The following is an 18520-nucleotide window of genomic DNA, read 5'->3' as shown; positions in this document are numbered from 1 at the left end:
TTTACAGCGAAAGCCACTAGCTTCACGTGTGTAACCCACCAAGCCCTTTATGGCCGAAGCTTCACTATACCAATCGCTTTCCCAGTCACAAACGCTTGCGCCCCAGATGCGCAAGAGCTTGGAAATTTTACAAGCCAGCACGTTGGAGCTTTCGCAATTGATGCGGCAGGCGCTAGAGACCAACCCTACCTTGGAGGATATTACGGAGGTCACTTCTCTGGATGAAGATTCACCGGATGGAGATGAAGCGGACTCCCTCGATTATATGAATGAAACCGACGATGATTGGCGTGACCGCTCAATCCTTGAAGGTCGCAACTCTCCTTGGACCCAGGACGATGAGGAACGGCGTCAGCGAATTTACGACAACATTGTTGCCCCGGAAACCCTTCAACAGCACCTTCAGAATCAATTGGATCTTTCTTTGATCGATCCTGAGATTCGCGTAGCCGCCCAAGAACTACTGGGAAATCTCGATGAGCGTGGTTTTCTCGATCGCCTACTGCCCGCTATTGCATCCAGTAGCTCACATTCTTTAGCCTCACTCGAGGAGGCCTTGAAGTTGATCAAATCTTTCGAGCCAGCGGGTGTCGGCGCAACAGGTATTCAGGAGGCGCTTCTCATACAGCTGGACCGGTCGGAAGGAAGCGAGACGGTCGAGTATAAGATCGTGCGGGACCATCTGGAAGACCTTGCAAGGAAGCGTCACCCGCAGATAGCGCGTTCGCTTGGCATTTCCGTAGAACGGGTTGCGGAAGCTGCTGAAAAAATCGGCCGTCTGTCGCCTAACCCGGGCGGCGAATTTGACCCAACCGGCAATCCATATATACTTCCCGACGTAGTCATTGAGAAGACCGATGAGGGGGTCTGGAGCGCCCGTCTTACCGGAGAGCATCTTCCTAGCCTTCGCATCAATGATTTTTATAAAGATATGATCGGGAAGAATGGCGTCGATCAGAAGGCCCGAGCTTTTTTGAGGGACCAAATTCGCGATGGACGCAGCCTCATCCGCTCAATTTCACTTAGGCAGGAGACGATTCTGGCAATCGCCCATAGATTGATTGAGCAGCAGCCGGATTTCCTTGAAAAAGGTCCCCGGTATCTACGTCCTCTTACGATGAACGATGTGGCCGACGAATTGAGCCTACATGCAACCACCGTCTCACGGGCGGTTGCCGGGAAATATATCCTCACACCGCAGGGTCTCATGGAAATGCGTGCCTTCTTCGCCACCGGGTATCAAACCGCGAGCGGCTCGGAAGTTTCAAATGCCGGGGTGCGGGAAGCTATCCAGCAACTTGTAGCCCAGGAAAATCAATCAAAACCCCTTTCTGACGATGCCATCACCAAGGCTTTGGCGGAGCAAGGAATCAAGGTTGCCCGGCGCACTGTTGCCAAATACCGGGAGCAATTGAACATCCTTCCATCACATCTCCGGAAGTCATTTTAAATGAAATCAATCCAATAGATCAGGATAACATTCCCGTGCGATTCCAAGAGTGATATCGAGGATTTTCCGAGAGCTGCACTGGGCAAGCGAAGTCTCTGCAGCGACTTTGCACTGCTCATAATTCAGCGAGCGAATGACCTGCCCCACTGTGGGAAGGATCTTCGGCGAGACGGAAAGCTCCTGCACTCCCAGACCCAGTAGCAAAGGAGTAAGCCGGATATCACCTGCCATCTCCCCGCAGACACCTGTCCAGATACCGTGTGCCGAGCCTGCGTCCACCGTGTTCTTGATCAGACGAATTACTGCGGGATGAGTCGGCTTATAGAGATTTGCCACATGGGGATTCACCCGGTCCACTGCGACGGTGTATTGGATAAGATCATTTGTGCCGATCGAAAAGAAATCCGCATGGGGCGCCAATAAATCGGCACAAACGGCGGCTGACGGCACCTCGATCATTACTCCAACCGGTATAGCCTTATCGTAGGCAATTCCCTCCGCATCGAATTCATCCATGCAAAGCTGCAGCATTTCCCGGGCTTGAAGTAACTCGGATAACCCCGAAACCAATGGAAACATCACCGCCAGCTTACCGAATGCACTGGCGCGCAATATTGCACGCAACTGATCCCGGAACATCGCGGGTCGCGCAAGTGAGACCCGAATTCCGCGCCATCCGAGAAAGGGATTGGGCTCAGGCTCCGTCAGCGATTCGATTGGCAGCTTGTCACCTCCCGCATCCAGGGTGCGAACGATCACCACATCGGGAGAAACCTCTTTTGCAACCTTGGAATAAGCTTCCGCCTGCTGGTTCTCATCTGGCATCTCGCTACCATTGAGCAAAAGAAACTCCGTTCTATAGAGGCCAACCCCTTTCGCTCCACTGCGTTTTACCTGGTGCAGTTCTTCCAAAAATTCGATGTTGGCGGAAAGTGTGAGCACCCGGCCATCTGTCGTCTCGGTAGCCTCATCCCGCTTCGCATCCAGCTCGGATCTAAGGCGTTCTTTTTCAGTAACTAGAGCAGCATATTTATTAAGCGTCTCTATCGTTGGATTCAGAATCAGCTTGCCGGAATACCCGTCAATAACCGCAGGGGTGAGTGCTGTCACCTGAATCACCGAAGCACCGAGTCCCACAACAGAGGGGATTCCGAAAGAGCGTGCAAGAATTGCAGTATGGGAGTTCACGCTTCCCTGCTCGGTAGCAAATCCGAGCAAATGACGCCGGTTCATTGAAGCGGTATCCGAAGGAGAAAGATCATAAGCCAGCAGGATATGTTTCCCTTCCGGAATCATGTGCTCGCTCTCCTCATCCACTTTGAAGTTTCGCAAAACCCGTTGGCACACATCTTCGATATCCGCTGTCCGTTCCCGTAAATACGGATCCGGAATACGGCGCATTGCCTCCAAAAAATTTTGCATCACCGCATAAAACGCAAATTCCGCATTTTGCTGGCGGGTATCGATCGCTTTGGTAACCCGTTCGATTAAAGCATTATCTTCCAGCAGCATCACATGGGCTTCGAATATCTCGCTATCGTTGTTTCCCGAGAGGGACTCCAGCCGTTGCTGGAGCTCGACAAGCTGTTTCTTTGTCGCTTCCACGGCTGCTTGAAACCTGAGCTGCTCATCCTCGATTTCTTCTTCCGGAATTTCGTAGACTTCAGGCGCGGAAAACCCACGCGCATTCACTTGTATCGGACCAACGGCAATTCCCGGAGATGCAGGTATCCCTGTGTAAACGATTTCTGGCTGTGTCGCGGTCTTTACCATGCGCTGATATATATACTGAACATTTTGCAGAAATGATGCAAGGCTTCTGCTGATTCTCTTGCGATAGGCAAGCCCAAGGCTAAATACCACAAAAAAACCGCCTTCCTTGAAGGAAGACGGCTGGAATGTAGGGAAAATCTATTTCCCGGGACATCCTCAAGGAGTCGGAACTTCCGAGATCGTTTCAAGGATACGGGAAGCAATCTGGTATGGATCGCCCTGAGAGTTCGGACGGCGATCTTCAAGATAGCCTTTGTAGCCGGCGTTTTTGAAGCTATGCGGCATACGGATCGACGAGCCACGATCAGCAAGTCCGTAGGTGAACTTATCGATGGATTGTGTTTCGTGAAGACCTGTGAGACGGAGATGGTTGTCTGGACCGTAGACAGCGATGTGTTCCTCAAGGTTTTCGGCAAACTGTGCCATAAGCGACTCAAAGTATTCCTGACCGCCCTTTTCACGCATGTACTCTGTGGAGAAGTTGGCGTGCATTCCGGAGCCATTCCAGTCGCCGCGGATAGGTTTGCAGTGGTATTCCACGTCCACACCATATTTTTCACAAAGACGCTGGAGAAGGAAACGCGCTACCCAAATTTGGTCGGCCGCAATTTTGGAGCCCTTTCCGAAGATCTGGAATTCCCATTGGCCTTTGGCAACCTCCGCGTTGATACCCTCGTGGTTGATGCCCGCATCAAGGCAGATATCGAGGTGCTCGTTTACGATGGTCCGAGCGAGATCGCCGATGTTTTTGTAACCTACACCACAGTAGTATTCACCTTGTGGCCCAGGGAAACCTTCGGACGGGAATCCAAGCGGCTTACCATCCTGGAAAAGGAAGTATTCTTGCTCGAAGCCGAACCACGCGCCCGGATCATCAAGGATGGTTGCACGGGCATTGGATGGATGAGGAGTCACGCCGTCTGGCATCATGACTTCGCACATAACGATCGCACCATTGCGACGAGTGCTATCGGGATAAACTGCGATCGGCTTGAGCATGCAATCGGAGCTGCGGCCCTCTGCTTGTTGAGTGGAGCTACCGTCGAAGCCCCACATCGGCAATTCTTCCAATTTCGGAAAGGAGGAAAATTCCTTGACTTGAGATTTGCAACGGATGTTCGGGACCGGAGTGTAGCCATCCAGCCAGAGGTATTCTAATACGTATTTAGCCATTTTTTCTTTTTTCTTATTCGTGGTTAGCGATTGTTTTTGATCGAGGTGCGGAGGAAATGAATCATCCACCGACAGATTCGACAAGTCTTTTTGAAGCAATTATCATGCCAAAAGAAGTGAATCTCGCAAATTTATCTAATGCGTTTTCGACGCCGGGATTATGAGGTTCTCCATGCATTTGCCAGCGCATTAGTCGATGTGGATGACGACGAGTGTTGTATCGTCGATTCCCGAGTTGTCGATTGCGCGTTTCAAAAGAATTTCACAGGTCTCCGTAGGTTCACGGTTCGCGGCGAGGGCATTTGAGATATGCCGCTCCCACACCCCATCCACTAAACCATCGGAACAGATCAAAAAGCGATCACCCGGCTGATACGGAATCGCGGCAAAATATGGCCGGAGATTCTCATAGCCGCCACCGACGACTTCATACAGAGCTGAACGACGCGGATGCGTGCGGTATTGCACCTCTTGGATATCCCCCCGCTTCCACGAAGCCCACGCCGCGGTGTGATCCTTGCTCAGTTGCTCGGTTTTCCCCGCGCGACTGCGATAGATGCGGGAGTCTCCCACATTGGCCAAATACATGTTATCCGGCGTGAACCATACGAGCGCAAGTGTGGCAGCCATCCCCTTTTGATCGTCCGCCTTGCCCGCCGCTTCGTTGATATGATCATGAACTTCCTTGATCGCATCTTCCAGATGGGCGATGCAATCCGGGTAGAAACCCGAGGCCGCAGCTTTGAAGGTTTCCGGAATAATCGCCGCCATCCGCTCGATAATCAGAGCAGAGGCCATATCTCCGGCATTTCCACCGCCCATTCCGTCCGAAACGGCGAAGACGAGATCGCACTTATGAACCGAGGACTCTCCGGCGTCCGGAAGTTTTTTCGCACCGTTCAAATCCGAGGAAAAAACGATCCAGGAGTCGTCATTGCGAGGTTTCCGCGAGCCACTGACCGTGGTGCCCGCCCATTTTATAAAATCTTGTTGAGACACAAATCAGGGGTTCCCCGAGGAATGAGGATCAGGCAGGATTTCCGCAAGCTCGAAATCAATAATACAAAATCTTCCGAGCTTATCGGAATAGGTGATATTCCTCGGTTCCGCATCTAGGTGACGGACTCCGTAATCCGCCTCCAGGGCAGCGTAAAGCTTGTCTGCCTTTTGTTTCGAAAGCTGCGGGGCCGGGCGCCCACAGTTCGTTGAAACAAAATAGAACTCATCAGGATGTTCCTCGAGGATTTTTGGAACATACGGACACCCCCGCTCCTCAAGCACTTTCAATACCTCCACTTCCCGGGCATAACGCTTTTCCACATCGCTTCCGCGCATACGCTTGTGAACATTCCCATAAAAATCAATCCTCACATGGGAGCGCAGCCCGTCTTTGATCGGTTCAATCGACATATCCGGCAGCTTACACCCATTTCTCCCGATGGAAACCCTTAGATCATCCGATCGATCCCAAAAAACGGCCCCGTGAAAAGACAGGCGCAGATTTTCCCTAATATCCCCGAATCGACTCCCCCTGCCCGGCTCCGGTTCTTCTTGATGTTTCCCGCGCAAGAATCGAACTTTCGTGGCCACATGAGAATTATCGCAGGAAAAGCAGGCAGGATCGCCATCAAAGTGCCTTCGGCAGTTGCACGCCCCACGACTGATTTTGTGCGTCAGGCAATATTCTCCATCCTCGGTGAGCACATATTTGATGCGCGTGTGCTGGATCTGTTTTGTGGCTCCGGAGCTCTCGGACTGGAGGCTCTGAGCCGGGGCGCCGCTTCGTGTTATTTCGTCGATGAACATCGCCAAGCCATCGCCGTAACAGGAGAGAATCTCAAAAAAGCCCGTCTTGATGGCGGATTCCCAGTCAAATCAGAGGTCTTTTCTTTTCTTAAACGGGATCAATCCATCTACGATCTCATTCTAGCCGATCCACCGTATTGGAAAGGTTATGGTGATACCGATCATGTGAAAGCCCTACTCGAATTGCCTTCTCTGGTGGAGCGGCTCGCGCCAACAGGACATTTTATCGCGGAAATTTCATCAAGCCAGCCAACACCAGCATCTCCGGGCTTCAAGCTTCTTGATCGACGCGAGTATGGGAGCAGTGCCATCCTGATCTTCGCACATCCAGACGCATGAAAGAGCGAATTATCCTAATCATTTATCGGGCGCTTCTACCGGCCCTATTCATTCTCGCGTTTCCGGGATGGATCGTGAAAATGATTCGTCGGGGCGGCTTCGGCACAGCTCTCAACGAGCGTTTAGGCATTTATTTCAGTGAGATCGACTACGAGCCCAATGGCGCGGTCCATTTGCATGCAGTAAGTGTTGGCGAGACCATTTTGGCTCTCAAGCTACTCCGCGAATGGTCATCAACCTTCCCCTATGCCCGTTTCGTATTGGCCACCGGCACTTCCACAGGCCACGACACGGCCACACGCGCTTCGATCCCGAATCTACGGGTTACCTACTCACCCCTGGACTTCCCCTGGATGGTGAAAAGTTACCTACGGCGCTTCGAGCCTGCAAAAATCCTTTTGATTGAAGGCGAAATTTGGCCAAATCTTCTGCGGATCTGCGATAAGAAAAAGATCCCCGTCATGCTCGCAAACGCCCGGGTTTCGCCCCGCTCCGCGAAGCGTTTCCAAAAGTTCTCACCCCTGCTTCAACCGTTTTTTTCACGGCTCGACGCGGTCTGTATCCAGGAGAAAGAGCATGAGGCACTCTGGCAGCAACTGGGAGTCCCACCTGAAAACATTCATTTTACGGGCAGCTTGAAATTTGACCCTCAATCCGTTAATCCGCCCACTCCTCGTAGTGACTTCGCGGAGATGCTCGCAGCATTCGGAGAAAATCGTCCCGTCATTCTTGCGGCGAGCACATTCCCGGGTGAAGAGATCTTGATCGCGGAAGCAATCCATGCCGCAGACCCGAATTTTCTGCCGGTAATTGTTCCGCGCCATGCCGAGCGGCGCTCCGAGGTATTCCAGGATCTCAGCCAGGTCGGCTTTTCTGTAACCTTGCGTTCGATGTTTCCTGAAAAAATCGCCACCGGGGATAAGCAAGTTTTTGTCATTGACTCCACTGGTGAACTGGCCACATGGACCGCCCATGCCGACTCCGTGATCATCGGAAAGTCATTTCAATCACACGGTGGACAAAACCCCGCCGAGGCGATCATTGCCTCCAAACCCTTGATACTAGGTCCGCATATGGAAAATTTCCAACCCTTGGTTCGCAATCTACTTGCAGTGGGAGGCGCTTTAACGGCAGTGAATCAAAGCGCGATCACCACCGCTATCCAAACCAGCCTTCTTCCGACCGAATCCAAAAGACTTACTGAAAACGCATCCCGCATCCTATCCCTACACCAAGGTGCCACACAACGTCACCTCAAGGTCTTGCAAACCGGTTCAGAACATGCCTGAATCGCCGAAACCGTGTTTGTCATTTCCCATACAACCTCTTAATTTCCGCACCGTGAGCGACACTCCTCAAAATCCACTCGAAGGTCTCCTTTCAGAGTTCTCCCTTGGTCCAGCCTGGGCCAGAGCCAAATCAGACAAACCCAGCGAAAAGGCCTACGAAGGCCCAGAACGCGAATATCAACCGCGGCGTCGTGAAGGAGGCCGGGACGATCGCCGCCAAGGCGGTGGCGCTAGACAAGGCGGAGGCTTCGGTGGACGGTCTGAGAATCGTGGCGATGGCCGACAAGGTGGAGACCGCCGTAAATTCGATCGAAATCGCGGCGGGCGCCCGGACAATCGGCGGGAGGAAATTGCTCCAGCCGAAGGCGTCACTGTAACGCTCATTCCAGAAAAGCACGCGATCCAGCTCATCTGCAAAGAGGTTCACCAAGTGGCTCGCGTTTACCCGCTTTTTGATATAGCCCAGATCATCTTGGCGGAGCGTGCCCGCAGCCGTGCGGTGTTTGAAATTTCAGAAAAGCATCCGGCCTTTTACAGATGTAAAATTGAAGAGGCTATTTACCTCACGAAAGAGGAGGCCATGCGTCACCTGCTCAGCGCTTCATGGCGGGATCGCTTTATTGAAGAATCCACGATTGAGGTGGATCCTCCGAAAGGAAATTTCACTTCTGTCGCACGTTGCGGAATCTCCGGCGAATGGCTGGGACCTCCAAATCACCACGACTACCAGAAAAACCTCCGTCGTATCCATCGTGAACGCTTTGCCAATATGCCCTTCGAGGTATATGCCACCAAAGTCCGCACCGAACGCTCGGAAGAGGCAGTCAATGAGTGGATTGAATCCATGAGAACCCAAACTCGTTGGCGCATCCTTTCGAATAAAGAGATCGCCGAGAGAACCGCCGCGGCAAAGCTGGCTGATGAAAAAGCGCTGACCGCCGAGAGCGCCAAAACAAAGGTCCAAGGCCCAACAGAGATTGAGGCCATTCCTCAGCAGAAGGTTCCTGAAGCTCAGGAAAAAACAGAACAGAAAGCTGAAATAGAGGAAGTTACAGTTCAAGACTCTGATAGCTCTCCCTCTAACGAATCCAACGAGACTCCGGAGATTTCGGAACCGGCAGGCAACGAAGAGCCGGCAACCTCAATAGAACCCCAGGATCCATCCACGGCCGAGGCGGACTCCGCGGAACCAGCAGCTGAAAAGCCTGCCGAGGAGATCACTTGGATCACCGACCGGGCCGAGATCGAACGGCTGATTTCCCAGAAAATATTAGAAAGAGCGTTCCATCTCACCCGTAAAGCAAAGGTTTCAGCCGCGATTGCCGGGAAACATCTTTCTCCGGGACTTCTCATCCGCCTCAAACAGACCGGAAACCATCATCGCAAGCATCCGGCAATCATTATTCCTGCCGTTTGCCGTATTCTTGAATCCGAGCACATGCCCGTATTCAAACGCAAAGGTAAACTTTATACCGGTCCGGCCCGACCCCATGCGTTGGCACCTGATGCAGTCTTGGCCCCCCGCCCGAGCGAAATGGTAAAATGGATTCGTGAGAATACGCCTGCAAAACTCGAAGGTCTGTGGCAGGCCATCCTACCGGAAGGAGCCAAGGCACCGCCGCAGGAATATGCGGCAGATCTTTTCTGGCTCTTGCAACAAGGTCATATTCTCCTCTATACCGATGACACTCTGGTTGTCCAGGAACAGCCGAAACCTCAAGAGCCGAAGAAAGCGAAGAAAAAGGCAAAGCAGCAACCTGAGAAGAAGGATGCGCCCACGACGTTATCCCAAGAGCCTTCCGGAAAATCTGAAAATGAATCTCCCGCCTCGGTGGAGAATACTTCCCCGGCTGAGCAGCAAGACCAGGTCCCTGAGGACTCCGACGAAAATGCAACGATCGCAGACACGGGAACCGAGCCAACACTAGCAGCTTCAGCTGAAATCGTATCCGAGGTTCTCAAAGACACCGTTGAGACTATTGCGGATGCGGCGACTGCATTGATCGATGCCGCAATCCCGACCGATAAAGCTCCCGCTTCCGAAACGGAAAAGCCTGCTGGTTCAACTGCAGCTCCTGCCGCTGAAAACCCGGAAAACAAAGAAGAAAACGCCGGAGAAAAATAGCTTTTCTCCCGGAATCCTCTTCCTCTTAGCCTAATTCAAAAACCGTTTCCCAAGATCATTTCATCTGATCGTTTTTTAGTTTTTCATTATTTCCAATGTCCGCACAGTATACCTTAGCCGAATCTGCTACTCTTGAAGGCACCTCCCTTCACACCGGAGCGAAAGTCACTCTCACTATAAAGCCAGCACCGGAAAATCACGGCTTCAAATTCCGACGTATCGATCTTTCCGATCAACCATTTATCAATGCGGATGCCGATAAGGTTCAAACCGTAGAGCGTGCCACAACTCTCGCCGAAGGTTCGGTGAAAGTTCACACCGTAGAGCATGTTCTCTCCGCTCTAACAGGAATGGGTGTCGACAATGCGATCATCGAGATGGATGCGAACGAGCCACCCATCGGGGACGGTTCTTCCAGACCTTTTGTAGAGCTCATCAAAAAGGCAGGACTCAAGGCCCAGGACGCTCCACGCAAGGTCTGGGAAATTCGCGAGCCGATCCATCAGGAAATGGGCGACGGAACGATCATCACCATCGTCCCATCAAAAACTTTCCGTGTCTCTGTCACAAATGTAGGTCCGGAAGGCCGTTTCACCCAATATTTCTCCTCAGAGGTCACTCCTGAAATTTATGAAAAGGAAATCGCACCTGCGCGCACTTTTGTTTATTACGAGGATGTAAAACCGCTTTTGGAAAAGGGCCTCATCAAAGGCGGCTCACTTGAGAGCGCGGTTGTGATCCGTGGCAATGAGGTCATGTCCAAGGAGCCTGTTCGCTATACCAACGAATTTGCCCGGCACAAGGCTCTCGACCTCATTGGCGATCTTATGCTCTCCGGCAAGCGGATCCTGGGTCACGTCATCGCGGTAAAGCCAGGCCACGGGCCGAACACAAAAATGGCTTCCACTTTGAAAAAGGAATACGCCCGCATGCGTGCAATGGTTCCGGCACCGATCACAATTCCCGATGGTGAAAGTGTTCTGGATGTCAATGAAGTCATGCGGATCCTTCCACATCGCTACCCATTCCTCATGGTAGATCGAGTGATCGATTTCGGTGAGGACACTTGCACAGCTTTGAAAAATGTGTCTATCAACGAGCCATATTTCCAAGGACACTTCCCGGGCCATCCGATTATGCCAGGAGTATTGCAGCTTGAGGGAATGGCACAGGTTTCCTCTATCCTGATGCTTCGCAAGCCTGAGAACCTTGGAAAAATTGGCTACTTCCTTTCGGCGGATAACGTGAAGTGGCGCAAGCCAGTCATGCCGGGTGACACGCTCATCACTGAAGCAAAGACCACCAAGGTCCGTGGCAATATCGGGCAAACCAGCTGCCGTTGCCTGGTAAACGGTGAGGTTGTTTCAGAAGCTGATCTGAAGTTCGCTCTATTTGATCGATAGAGGGCTTCTCCCACCGCTTTTTCCAAACGTTCCCCGGCATAGCCCGGTGGAACGTTTCTTTTTATCTCCGTTCTGTAAATTGCCGGGCGAGGCGCTATGCGGGACATGCCGTCTTGAGGAAGACTACGATACTTGCTAAAGCTTGTGCGAATTTTTATGAGAACCATTTTCCTACTTATTCTGGCCATCTCAAACATTTGCTTCGGGCAGAAAGCGGTTTCCTTCTACTCGACGACGAATCCGAAATTCGTGGCCGCGATCGCAGATTCCTCATCGGAAGACGAACCGGAGATCGATCATTTCGAGCACCTTTGCCCCGGCTACGGCGGCTTTGAGTTACTTCATCGCAGCGGTGACAGCAGAAGCTGGCTCGATATCCGTTTTAACGGAAAAACAAGTGAGCTCTACAGCGAGACCATGCGGGCCGGGCGTGGAGGTTTTGTCGCAAAACAAAACGATACCGTCGAATGGCGCGGGATCCTGGAGGATGATATTTTCACTCCTTATGCAATTATTTATCGTGTCATCGCCCAAGATCCGGAGGATGAGACAAAGTCACTCTCCACGTTGGTCGTGATTGCCCTGAATCGCGGAGATGCCAAAATACTTGGAGTCCGGTTCGGCAAGGATGAGGACGCTGAAGCGAAAAAACTCGCCGATACCACAGCCCCTTGATTTTCGTTCTCCCTTGGCAGAATGTTCGTGCTAAAGTATCCAGCTGCTATCCCCATGCGAATTCAGCTCGTTCTTTTCGTTGTCTTGTTGCTCTGTAATTGTGGCGCACCACAACCTCCGGTATGTCATGTGCTGCCGTTTGGTTCACGGGCACCGGCCTCAAGCATCCTGGAAAATGCTCGCAAACAATGGGAGATTCTCGGCGATTCATCGAAGAAATCAGAATGGCCGGCTGCAGAAACTGCTTACAATGACGCAGTAAAAATTCTTTTTGACAAGATCCGCTGTGGCCCGGGTGACTGGTCGTCCCGGGCAAGCAACATTGGCACGGCACTATCCGCACCCAGCCCGACCAATGCCAATTTAGCCAAAGTCGACGCACTTTTTCCTGCGACCGCAGTCAAAATCCATTCAAAGGATCGCTGCCATATCGAACCGGGAATCGGCGTGCCTGCGGTCGCCTGGACGGCAACGACTCCAGTCGGCGTGCCTCGTGAAAAATTCTATCCTCCGAACGGGCAGCCGCGAAACATCACTGTCATACTTGATTTCAGCACCCCAGTTCCACAATGGCACTTTCCCAAGCGCTGGGTGAAGAATGACTTTCAAGTCGGAGAAAATTCACAGCACTTGGCAGCGGATTGGACAGCACCTGTGGATTTTTTCTGGTTTATGTGTGACTTGGATGACCTGCGGATCCAGAACGTCATCATCCCGGAGCGCTTTACAGAGGAAACAGGTCTCTATTTTCTCCAGCCCTACGATCCGGAAAAAATTCCCGTGGTAATGGTCCACGGCCTGGTCTCCAGCCCGGATGCGTATCGCGATATTCTCAATGACCTCTCCGCGGAAAGCTGGTTCCGGGAGAAATATCAGGTATGGCTCTACAATTATCCTACCGGGACACCATGGCTCTACAATGCATTGCGATTCCGTCAGATTATGGGGGAAGCGGGCAACTATGCACGCCGCCGCGGTCCTGATGAGAATCTGAAAAAAATGGTGATATTATCCCATTCGATGGGTGGCCTGCTCACCCGCACCGCCGTGAGCGAGCCAGGCACGAAGCTCTACCACGCGCATTTCAAAACACCTTTCAAGGATCTGAAGATAAAGCCCGAGACGCGGCTTCTCATTAAAGAAGGATTGCTCTACGAGCCCCTAACCGACCCTAAACGTGTCGTTTTCATGGCCGTTCCCCATCGCGGCAGTCCGATGGCGAATTTCCGCGGAACCGCATTCCTTTCCAATCTAATCCGGCTACCCAAAACGCTTACAGTTGGCCTCCTCGATGCGACCTTGCAGAGCGCGGCCGATTCGATTCAGGCAGACACCTCTGAGACATCCGCAGTAAAGCCTCCGACGGCAATCAGCACGCTTTCGCCCAAGAGCCTTGGTTTCCAGGGTTTGAATCAGATGCCACTACCAAAAGGAATCACCTTTCATTCCATCATGGGGGATAAGGGGCACGGAGACAAGGAACGCAGCAGCGATGGGGTCGTTCCATATTGGTCTTCCCATGTTGAGCCGGTCGCCTCGGAACTTATTGTGGATTCAAATCATAGTGTGCCAAACAACCAACAGGCCTCGGATGAAGTGAAACGCATACTGCGATTGCACCTGAAGGAAGAAAATATGCTAACGGAGTGATTCCCTGTGACGATTGCCACGAGCTTTTCACAAATCCGCTGTTAAAAAGATTCGCTTATCCAGCAGACTCCAGCTAGTGAAAGGGGCGATGATCACAAACGTGTTGGGCACTCCCTTGAGAGCTTGCTGCATGGATCCGCCAACCGGGTTTTTCCGGGACGGCTTCTGCCGCACGGGGCGCGGAGATGTCGGTATCCACACAGTTTGCGCAAAGATGACCCAAGAATTCCTGGAATTCTCGATGTTGCGCGGAAACGACCTCTCTACACCCAGACCTGAATACGGTTTCAAAGGATTACAGGATGGCGATATGTGGTGTCTCAGCGTGGAGCGCTGGGTGGAAGCTTTCGACGCAGGAATCGCACCATCCATTGAACTTGAAGCCTGTCACCTCTCCGTCCTGGAATATGTGGATCTCGAAGTTCTAAATGCTTATGGCATCTAGCATTCAAGTCACCTAACTCCAGTGCCATCCTTGAAAGGAAAAACCGCCGGGGAGTCCCTTCCCCGGCGGTCAAAACGTTGTCTTACCATCACCCACACCCATGAGATCCGATGGACAACTGCTGTTACACCCTTACATGAAAACTGACATTGTCGGCTTTCAAGGGGAATAGACCTTCAAGGTTTCAATACGTTCAAAGTTTTTTGCTTAAATCCCACTTTTTTCAAAAATCGGAGATACCCGTCTCTTGTCGATATTTAGACTTTCAGAGTATCGAGTTCTCCACCAACCTCCCCCAGATGTCCCACGAACATATCGATGTCCGCTACGTAGCCAAGCTAGCCCGCTTGGACCTCACCGAGGAAGAGGTGGCCACCTTTCAATCACAGCTCGAATCTATTCTCGGGCATGTGGAGTCTCTCTCTGCCGTCGAATTCCCGGAAGATCTCGAAGTCGATTCCAACTCCATTCTCGGTCGGATGCGTGATGATTTCCCTCACGAAAGCCTTCCACCCGAAGCAGTCCTTCAAAATGCTCCCGATCAAGCGCAAGGACAGATCCGTGTGCCAAAAGTGGTGGCAGATGCATGACTTCTCAAATTTCCCTTCTTCATACCCTTTTCTTAAAATGACTCTTACCAGCCTGCGTCAGCAAATTCTTGATGGCGATACAACCCCAGCCAAGCTGCTCGAAGAATTAGCTTCATCAATCTCCGCCAAAGATAGCATCACCCAAGCCTATATTTCCTACAATCTTGAGACAGCACTGCGTGAGGCAGAGTCCGTAGACTTGGAAAAGCCATTGGGGGGATTGCCTATTGCAATCAAGGATAACATAAACACCTTGGGAGAACCGTGCACGTGCAGCTCTAAATTTTTAGAAAAAACTTTCACATCTCCCTATGATGCAGGAGTTATCAAAAAACTCAGGGAAGCGGGAGCGATTCCATTCGGGAGGATGAATATGGACGAGTTCGCAATGGGTTCCGCCACAGAAAACTCCGCACTCCAGCTCACACGAAACCCTCACGATCCAGACAGAATTGCAGGTGGATCCTCAGGTGGATCTGCAGCAGCAGTTGCTGACGGGACAGCTTTTGCCGCCCTTGGATCCGATACAGGAGGCTCCATCAGACAGCCTGCTTCCCATTGTGGTGTCGTAGGATTGAAGCCCACTTACGGGCGGGTGTCCCGTTTCGGTCTTGTTGCCTTTGCATCGTCTCTCGATCAAATAGGCCCTTTGACAAGATCCGTTGATGACGCAGCCCTTATTCTCCAGGCAATTGCCGGTCACGATGAACGCGACTCAACCTCGCTTGACGCCCCGGTTCCCGATTATAGCTCGAAAATCAACGATGGCGTCAGAGGCCTCAAGCTCGGAATTCCTGCGGAATACTTCGGCGATGGCATCCACGAGGGCGTTCGAGAAAATGTGGAAAAATGTATTCAGAAACTTAAGGATCAGGGCGCTGAGATTGTGCCGATAACACTACCCTATACATCTCATGCAGTAGCCACCTACTACGTGATAGCTCCTGCAGAGGCTTCCTCGAATCTCTCCCGATTCGATGGGATCCGTTATGGGAACCGCGATAAGACAGCATCAGACATCATTGATGTTTACCACCGATCGCGAGAGGTCGGATTCGGCCCAGAAGTGAAACGTCGGATCATTCTCGGGACCTATGTGCTCTCGTCCGGGTATTATGATGCCTACTACACACGTGCGCAAAAAGTCCGCCAGTTGATCGCGCGGGATTTCAGACAAGCTTTCCAGCAAGTCGACGCCATTTTATCTCCGGTCGCTCCCACTCCTGCCCGGAAAATTGGCGCATGCTCGGAAGATCCGTTACAGGATTACCTATCCGATATATTCACAATTGCTGCCAATCTTGCCGGTATTCCGGCGATTTCTGTCCCATGCGGAAAAACTTCTTACGATGGATCGGAGGAACTCCCGGTCGGCATACAGATCCTGGCTCCGCATCTCGGCGAGGAGATGCTCTTACGGGTGGCAAAAGCCGCTGAGCAGGCCTAGAAACAGAAGTCACCCGCTTAACTAGATGACACTCGCTTACTGCACCAATATCCATCCTGCAGAGACATGGCTGGAAACACTGCATGCTTTAGACACCCATGTGCTGGATGTGAGAGACCGCCTGCTTACAAGCGGAGAGCATCCGACTGATAAACCGTATCCTATTGGCCTACGGCTTTCGGCAATTGCCGCCACTGAGTTACTCACCGGAAATAACCTTGAGGCTTTCAAAGAGTGGCTCGTAAAAAATAACTGTTACATCTTCACAATTAACGGCTTCCCATATGGATCTTTTCACGGAACCAGGGTAAAGGAACAGGTATTTCTTCCGGATTGGACCAGTGATGAACGTGTTGAATATACAAAGCAACTGTTCCGTATTCTGGCTGAGATCGCGCCGAAGTCCTGCGGAGGATCGGTTTCCACCCTTCCGGGATCCCATAAGTCATTCAATGCGGATGAGGGAAAAATTCGGACCAATTTGATTGAAATAGCCCATTTCATTGAAGAGCTTTCGCTGAAACATCAGGTCGATCTTCATCTTGGATTGGAACCAGAACCCCTGGGACATTTTGAAAATACAGAGGAGACACTCGGTTTTTTCGAAAGGCTGCACCAGCAGGCCGCTGCTCCTCATTTGATCCGAGAACGCATCGGTCTCAACTTTGATTCATGCCACTTCGCCATTGAGTTTGACGGGGCAAGCGTATCCCTGGATGCCATTTCCCAAGCCGGGATCCGCCTCTCCAAGATTCATCTCTCCAACGCGCTACGTCTGGATCCCGGCGATAAGGAAGCAGTCGATGCGATCCGTAAATTTGACGAACCCACTTACTTTCATCAAGTGATCGCAAGGAATTCTGACGGATCGTTGAAACGATTTTCAGACCTACCCATATTCCTTGAACATCTGGAAGATACCTACTTTTCTACGGAAAAATTTAAAGAAGCACGGGTTCATTTCCATATCCCTTTGGACTCTCATCCTGAAGCACCTTTGGGTAGCACATATCAACATGTTGAAGAGACGCTAAATTGGTGCCAGAGGCACCCTACTGCTTGTCAACACTTCGAAATTGAAACCTATACATGGGGGGTGCTTCCAGAGAAGCTCCAGCGCCCGGTTGAACAACAAATTGCCTCCGAATACCATTGGGTGCTGAATAAGTTGAAAAATCAGTTTTAGTATCGCCACTCCAGTATTTCAAAATCACCAACCCCAAATTATGAACGACATCAAAATTACCCTCCATACCACCGCGGGAGATATCGACGCGACCTTTTACGCATCCAAAGCTCCAGTAACTGTTGCAAACTTTCTGAATCTATCAAAACGAGGATACTATGATGGAGTCGCATTTCACCGTGTCATCGAACGCTTCATGCTACAAGGTGGCGACCCAACGGAATCGGGTCGTGGAGGTCCGGGATACAAATTTGCGGATGAGTTCCATCCTGAACTCCGCCATCGCGCTCCAGGCGTCTTTTCCATGGCAAATGCCGGTCCCGGCACCAACGGCTCCCAATTCTTCATCACCACCACCCCCACTCCGTTTTTGGATAACCGCCACTCGGTCTTCGGACAAGTCACTGACGGTATGGACGTTGTGGAGAAAATTACAGGAAAAAACAACACGGGAGAGCGTGGTTGTAAATTCGATGGCGTAGGTGATAAAATTACTTCCGTCACGATTCACGACGACACCACGGCCCTTTTCGAAGATCAAAAGGACAATATCGAGCATTGGAACTCGATCCTCGATAAAGCCTAACGTCCTGACCCGCCACCTCAATGGATCCAACTTCCCCTCGTGTTTTGGTCATCATGGGAGTTTCCGGCTCTGGGAAGACCACCGTTGGACTACTCCTGGCGGCGAGACACGGAGGGAGGTTCTTCGATGCCGACGACTTTCATCCTCCCGAGAATATTGCCAAAATGTCATCGGGGATCGCTTTGGACGATGATGACCGTGGGCCTTGGTTGGATCGTCTTAGAACCGAAGTCATTGAGAAGGCAGCTGTCGGCAGCCTCACCGTGCTGGCTTGCTCTGCTCTGAAAAATGCCTACAGAAAGAGACTGGGACTCGATCAACCCTGCGTATCAGTCGTATTCCTGTCGGGTGATTCCGCGACTTTGCTCGCACGCCTCGAATCCCGGTCCGGCCACTACATGAAATCGAGTTTATTGGACAGTCAGCTAGGCGCTTTGGAAGTTCCTTCCCAGACCGAGGCATTACACATTTCGATTGCGGAACAGCCGGAAACTATTGTGGAAACCATAGAAAAACACTTTCACATTCGCTGAACCAAATTCCATGGTTCGATCTTAGACCTTCTCGAACTTACACTTATTAT

The 18520-nt window shown here is 51.6% G+C and carries 17 protein-coding genes; 13 read left to right on the top strand and 4 right to left on the bottom strand.

Translation table 11 applies throughout. The annotated features are described in order from the left end of the window. The first annotated feature begins 49 nt into the window (after positions 1-49). The gene (rpoN, locus tag ACFSSA_RS15260) at positions 50-1450 is read left to right on the top strand and encodes an RNA polymerase factor sigma-54 (protein WP_386821493.1); all 1401 of its coding nucleotides are present in this window, start codon (positions 50-52) and stop codon (positions 1448-1450) included. A gap of 6 nt (positions 1451-1456) precedes the next feature. Here the strand turns inward: rpoN and ptsP are convergent, their stop codons facing one another. From ptsP to ACFSSA_RS15240, 4 genes are all read right to left on the bottom strand, one after another. Further along, a complete protein-coding gene (ptsP, locus tag ACFSSA_RS15255) occupies positions 1457-3223 on the bottom strand; it encodes a phosphoenolpyruvate--protein phosphotransferase (protein WP_386821492.1) in 1767 nt (588 codons plus the stop codon). 156 nt (positions 3224-3379) lie between these two features. Next, positions 3380-4396 (bottom strand): glutamine synthetase beta-grasp domain-containing protein, encoded by a 1017-nt coding sequence (locus ACFSSA_RS15250; RefSeq protein ID WP_386821491.1) that lies wholly within the window; start codon positions 4394-4396, stop codon positions 3380-3382. Positions 4397-4585: 189 nt separating this feature from the next. Continuing rightward, the gene (locus ACFSSA_RS15245; protein ID WP_386821490.1) at positions 4586-5395 is read right to left on the bottom strand and encodes a PP2C family protein-serine/threonine phosphatase; all 810 of its coding nucleotides are present in this window, start codon (positions 5393-5395) and stop codon (positions 4586-4588) included. Positions 5396-5398: 3 nt separating this feature from the next. Further along, positions 5399-5806: a BUD32 family EKC/KEOPS complex subunit gene (locus ACFSSA_RS15240; RefSeq protein ID WP_386821489.1), complete on the bottom strand. Its 408-nt coding sequence runs from the start codon at positions 5804-5806 to the stop codon at positions 5399-5401. 180 nt (positions 5807-5986) lie between these two features. Between ACFSSA_RS15240 and rsmD the strand changes: the two genes are divergently transcribed. The 12 genes from rsmD (at position 5987) to ACFSSA_RS15180 (ending at position 18470) form a co-directional block, all read left to right on the top strand. Beyond that, a complete protein-coding gene (rsmD, locus tag ACFSSA_RS15235; protein WP_386821488.1) occupies positions 5987-6541 on the top strand; it encodes a 16S rRNA (guanine(966)-N(2))-methyltransferase RsmD in 555 nt (184 codons plus the stop codon). After that, on the top strand, positions 6538-7830 hold the full coding sequence (locus tag ACFSSA_RS15230) for a 3-deoxy-D-manno-octulosonic acid transferase (protein WP_386821487.1): 1293 nt from the start codon (positions 6538-6540) through the stop codon (positions 7828-7830). Before rsmD ends, ACFSSA_RS15230 begins: the two co-directional genes overlap by 4 nt. Before the next feature lie 52 nt (positions 7831-7882). Then, positions 7883-9955, top strand: coding sequence for a hypothetical protein (locus tag ACFSSA_RS15225; RefSeq protein ID WP_386821486.1), 2073 nt, complete (start codon positions 7883-7885; stop codon positions 9953-9955). 95 nt (positions 9956-10050) lie between these two features. Beyond that, a complete protein-coding gene (locus ACFSSA_RS15220; protein ID WP_386821485.1) occupies positions 10051-11358 on the top strand; it encodes a bifunctional UDP-3-O-[3-hydroxymyristoyl] N-acetylglucosamine deacetylase/3-hydroxyacyl-ACP dehydratase in 1308 nt (435 codons plus the stop codon). A gap of 156 nt (positions 11359-11514) precedes the next feature. Further along, positions 11515-12033 (top strand): hypothetical protein, encoded by a 519-nt coding sequence (locus ACFSSA_RS15215; RefSeq protein ID WP_386821484.1) that lies wholly within the window; start codon positions 11515-11517, stop codon positions 12031-12033. Between the two features lie 54 nt (positions 12034-12087). After that, the gene (locus ACFSSA_RS15210) at positions 12088-13683 is read left to right on the top strand and encodes an esterase/lipase family protein (protein ID WP_386821483.1); all 1596 of its coding nucleotides are present in this window, start codon (positions 12088-12090) and stop codon (positions 13681-13683) included. Positions 13684-13771: 88 nt separating this feature from the next. Then, positions 13772-14128 carry a DUF2237 family protein gene (locus ACFSSA_RS15205; protein ID WP_386821482.1) on the top strand — a complete coding sequence of 119 codons (357 nt, stop codon included), beginning with the start codon at positions 13772-13774 and terminating at the stop codon, positions 14126-14128. Between the two features lie 299 nt (positions 14129-14427). After that, complete coding sequence (gene gatC, locus ACFSSA_RS15200; RefSeq protein ID WP_386821481.1) at positions 14428-14718, top strand: Asp-tRNA(Asn)/Glu-tRNA(Gln) amidotransferase subunit GatC; 291 nt, start codon at positions 14428-14430, stop codon at positions 14716-14718. Positions 14719-14755: 37 nt separating this feature from the next. Continuing rightward, positions 14756-16165 (top strand): Asp-tRNA(Asn)/Glu-tRNA(Gln) amidotransferase subunit GatA, encoded by a 1410-nt coding sequence (gene gatA, locus ACFSSA_RS15195; RefSeq protein WP_386821480.1) that lies wholly within the window; start codon positions 14756-14758, stop codon positions 16163-16165. A 25-nt stretch (positions 16166-16190) separates the two neighbouring features. Then, complete coding sequence (eboE, locus tag ACFSSA_RS15190) at positions 16191-17351, top strand: metabolite traffic protein EboE (protein ID WP_386821479.1); 1161 nt, start codon at positions 16191-16193, stop codon at positions 17349-17351. A gap of 40 nt (positions 17352-17391) precedes the next feature. Then, on the top strand, positions 17392-17937 hold the full coding sequence (locus ACFSSA_RS15185; protein WP_386821478.1) for a peptidylprolyl isomerase: 546 nt from the start codon (positions 17392-17394) through the stop codon (positions 17935-17937). Positions 17938-17957: 20 nt separating this feature from the next. Beyond that, positions 17958-18470, top strand: a complete 513-nt coding sequence (locus ACFSSA_RS15180) for a gluconokinase (protein WP_386821477.1) — start codon at positions 17958-17960, stop codon at positions 18468-18470. The last annotated feature ends 50 nt before the right edge of the window (positions 18471-18520 follow it).

The organism is Luteolibacter algae (genome assembly GCF_042683045.1).
GTDB classification, from domain to species: Bacteria; Verrucomicrobiota; Verrucomicrobiia; order Verrucomicrobiales; family Akkermansiaceae; genus Luteolibacter; species Luteolibacter algae.
The sequence above is the reverse complement of the archived record's forward strand: the minus strand, read 5'-3'. Positions and strand labels throughout refer to the sequence as shown.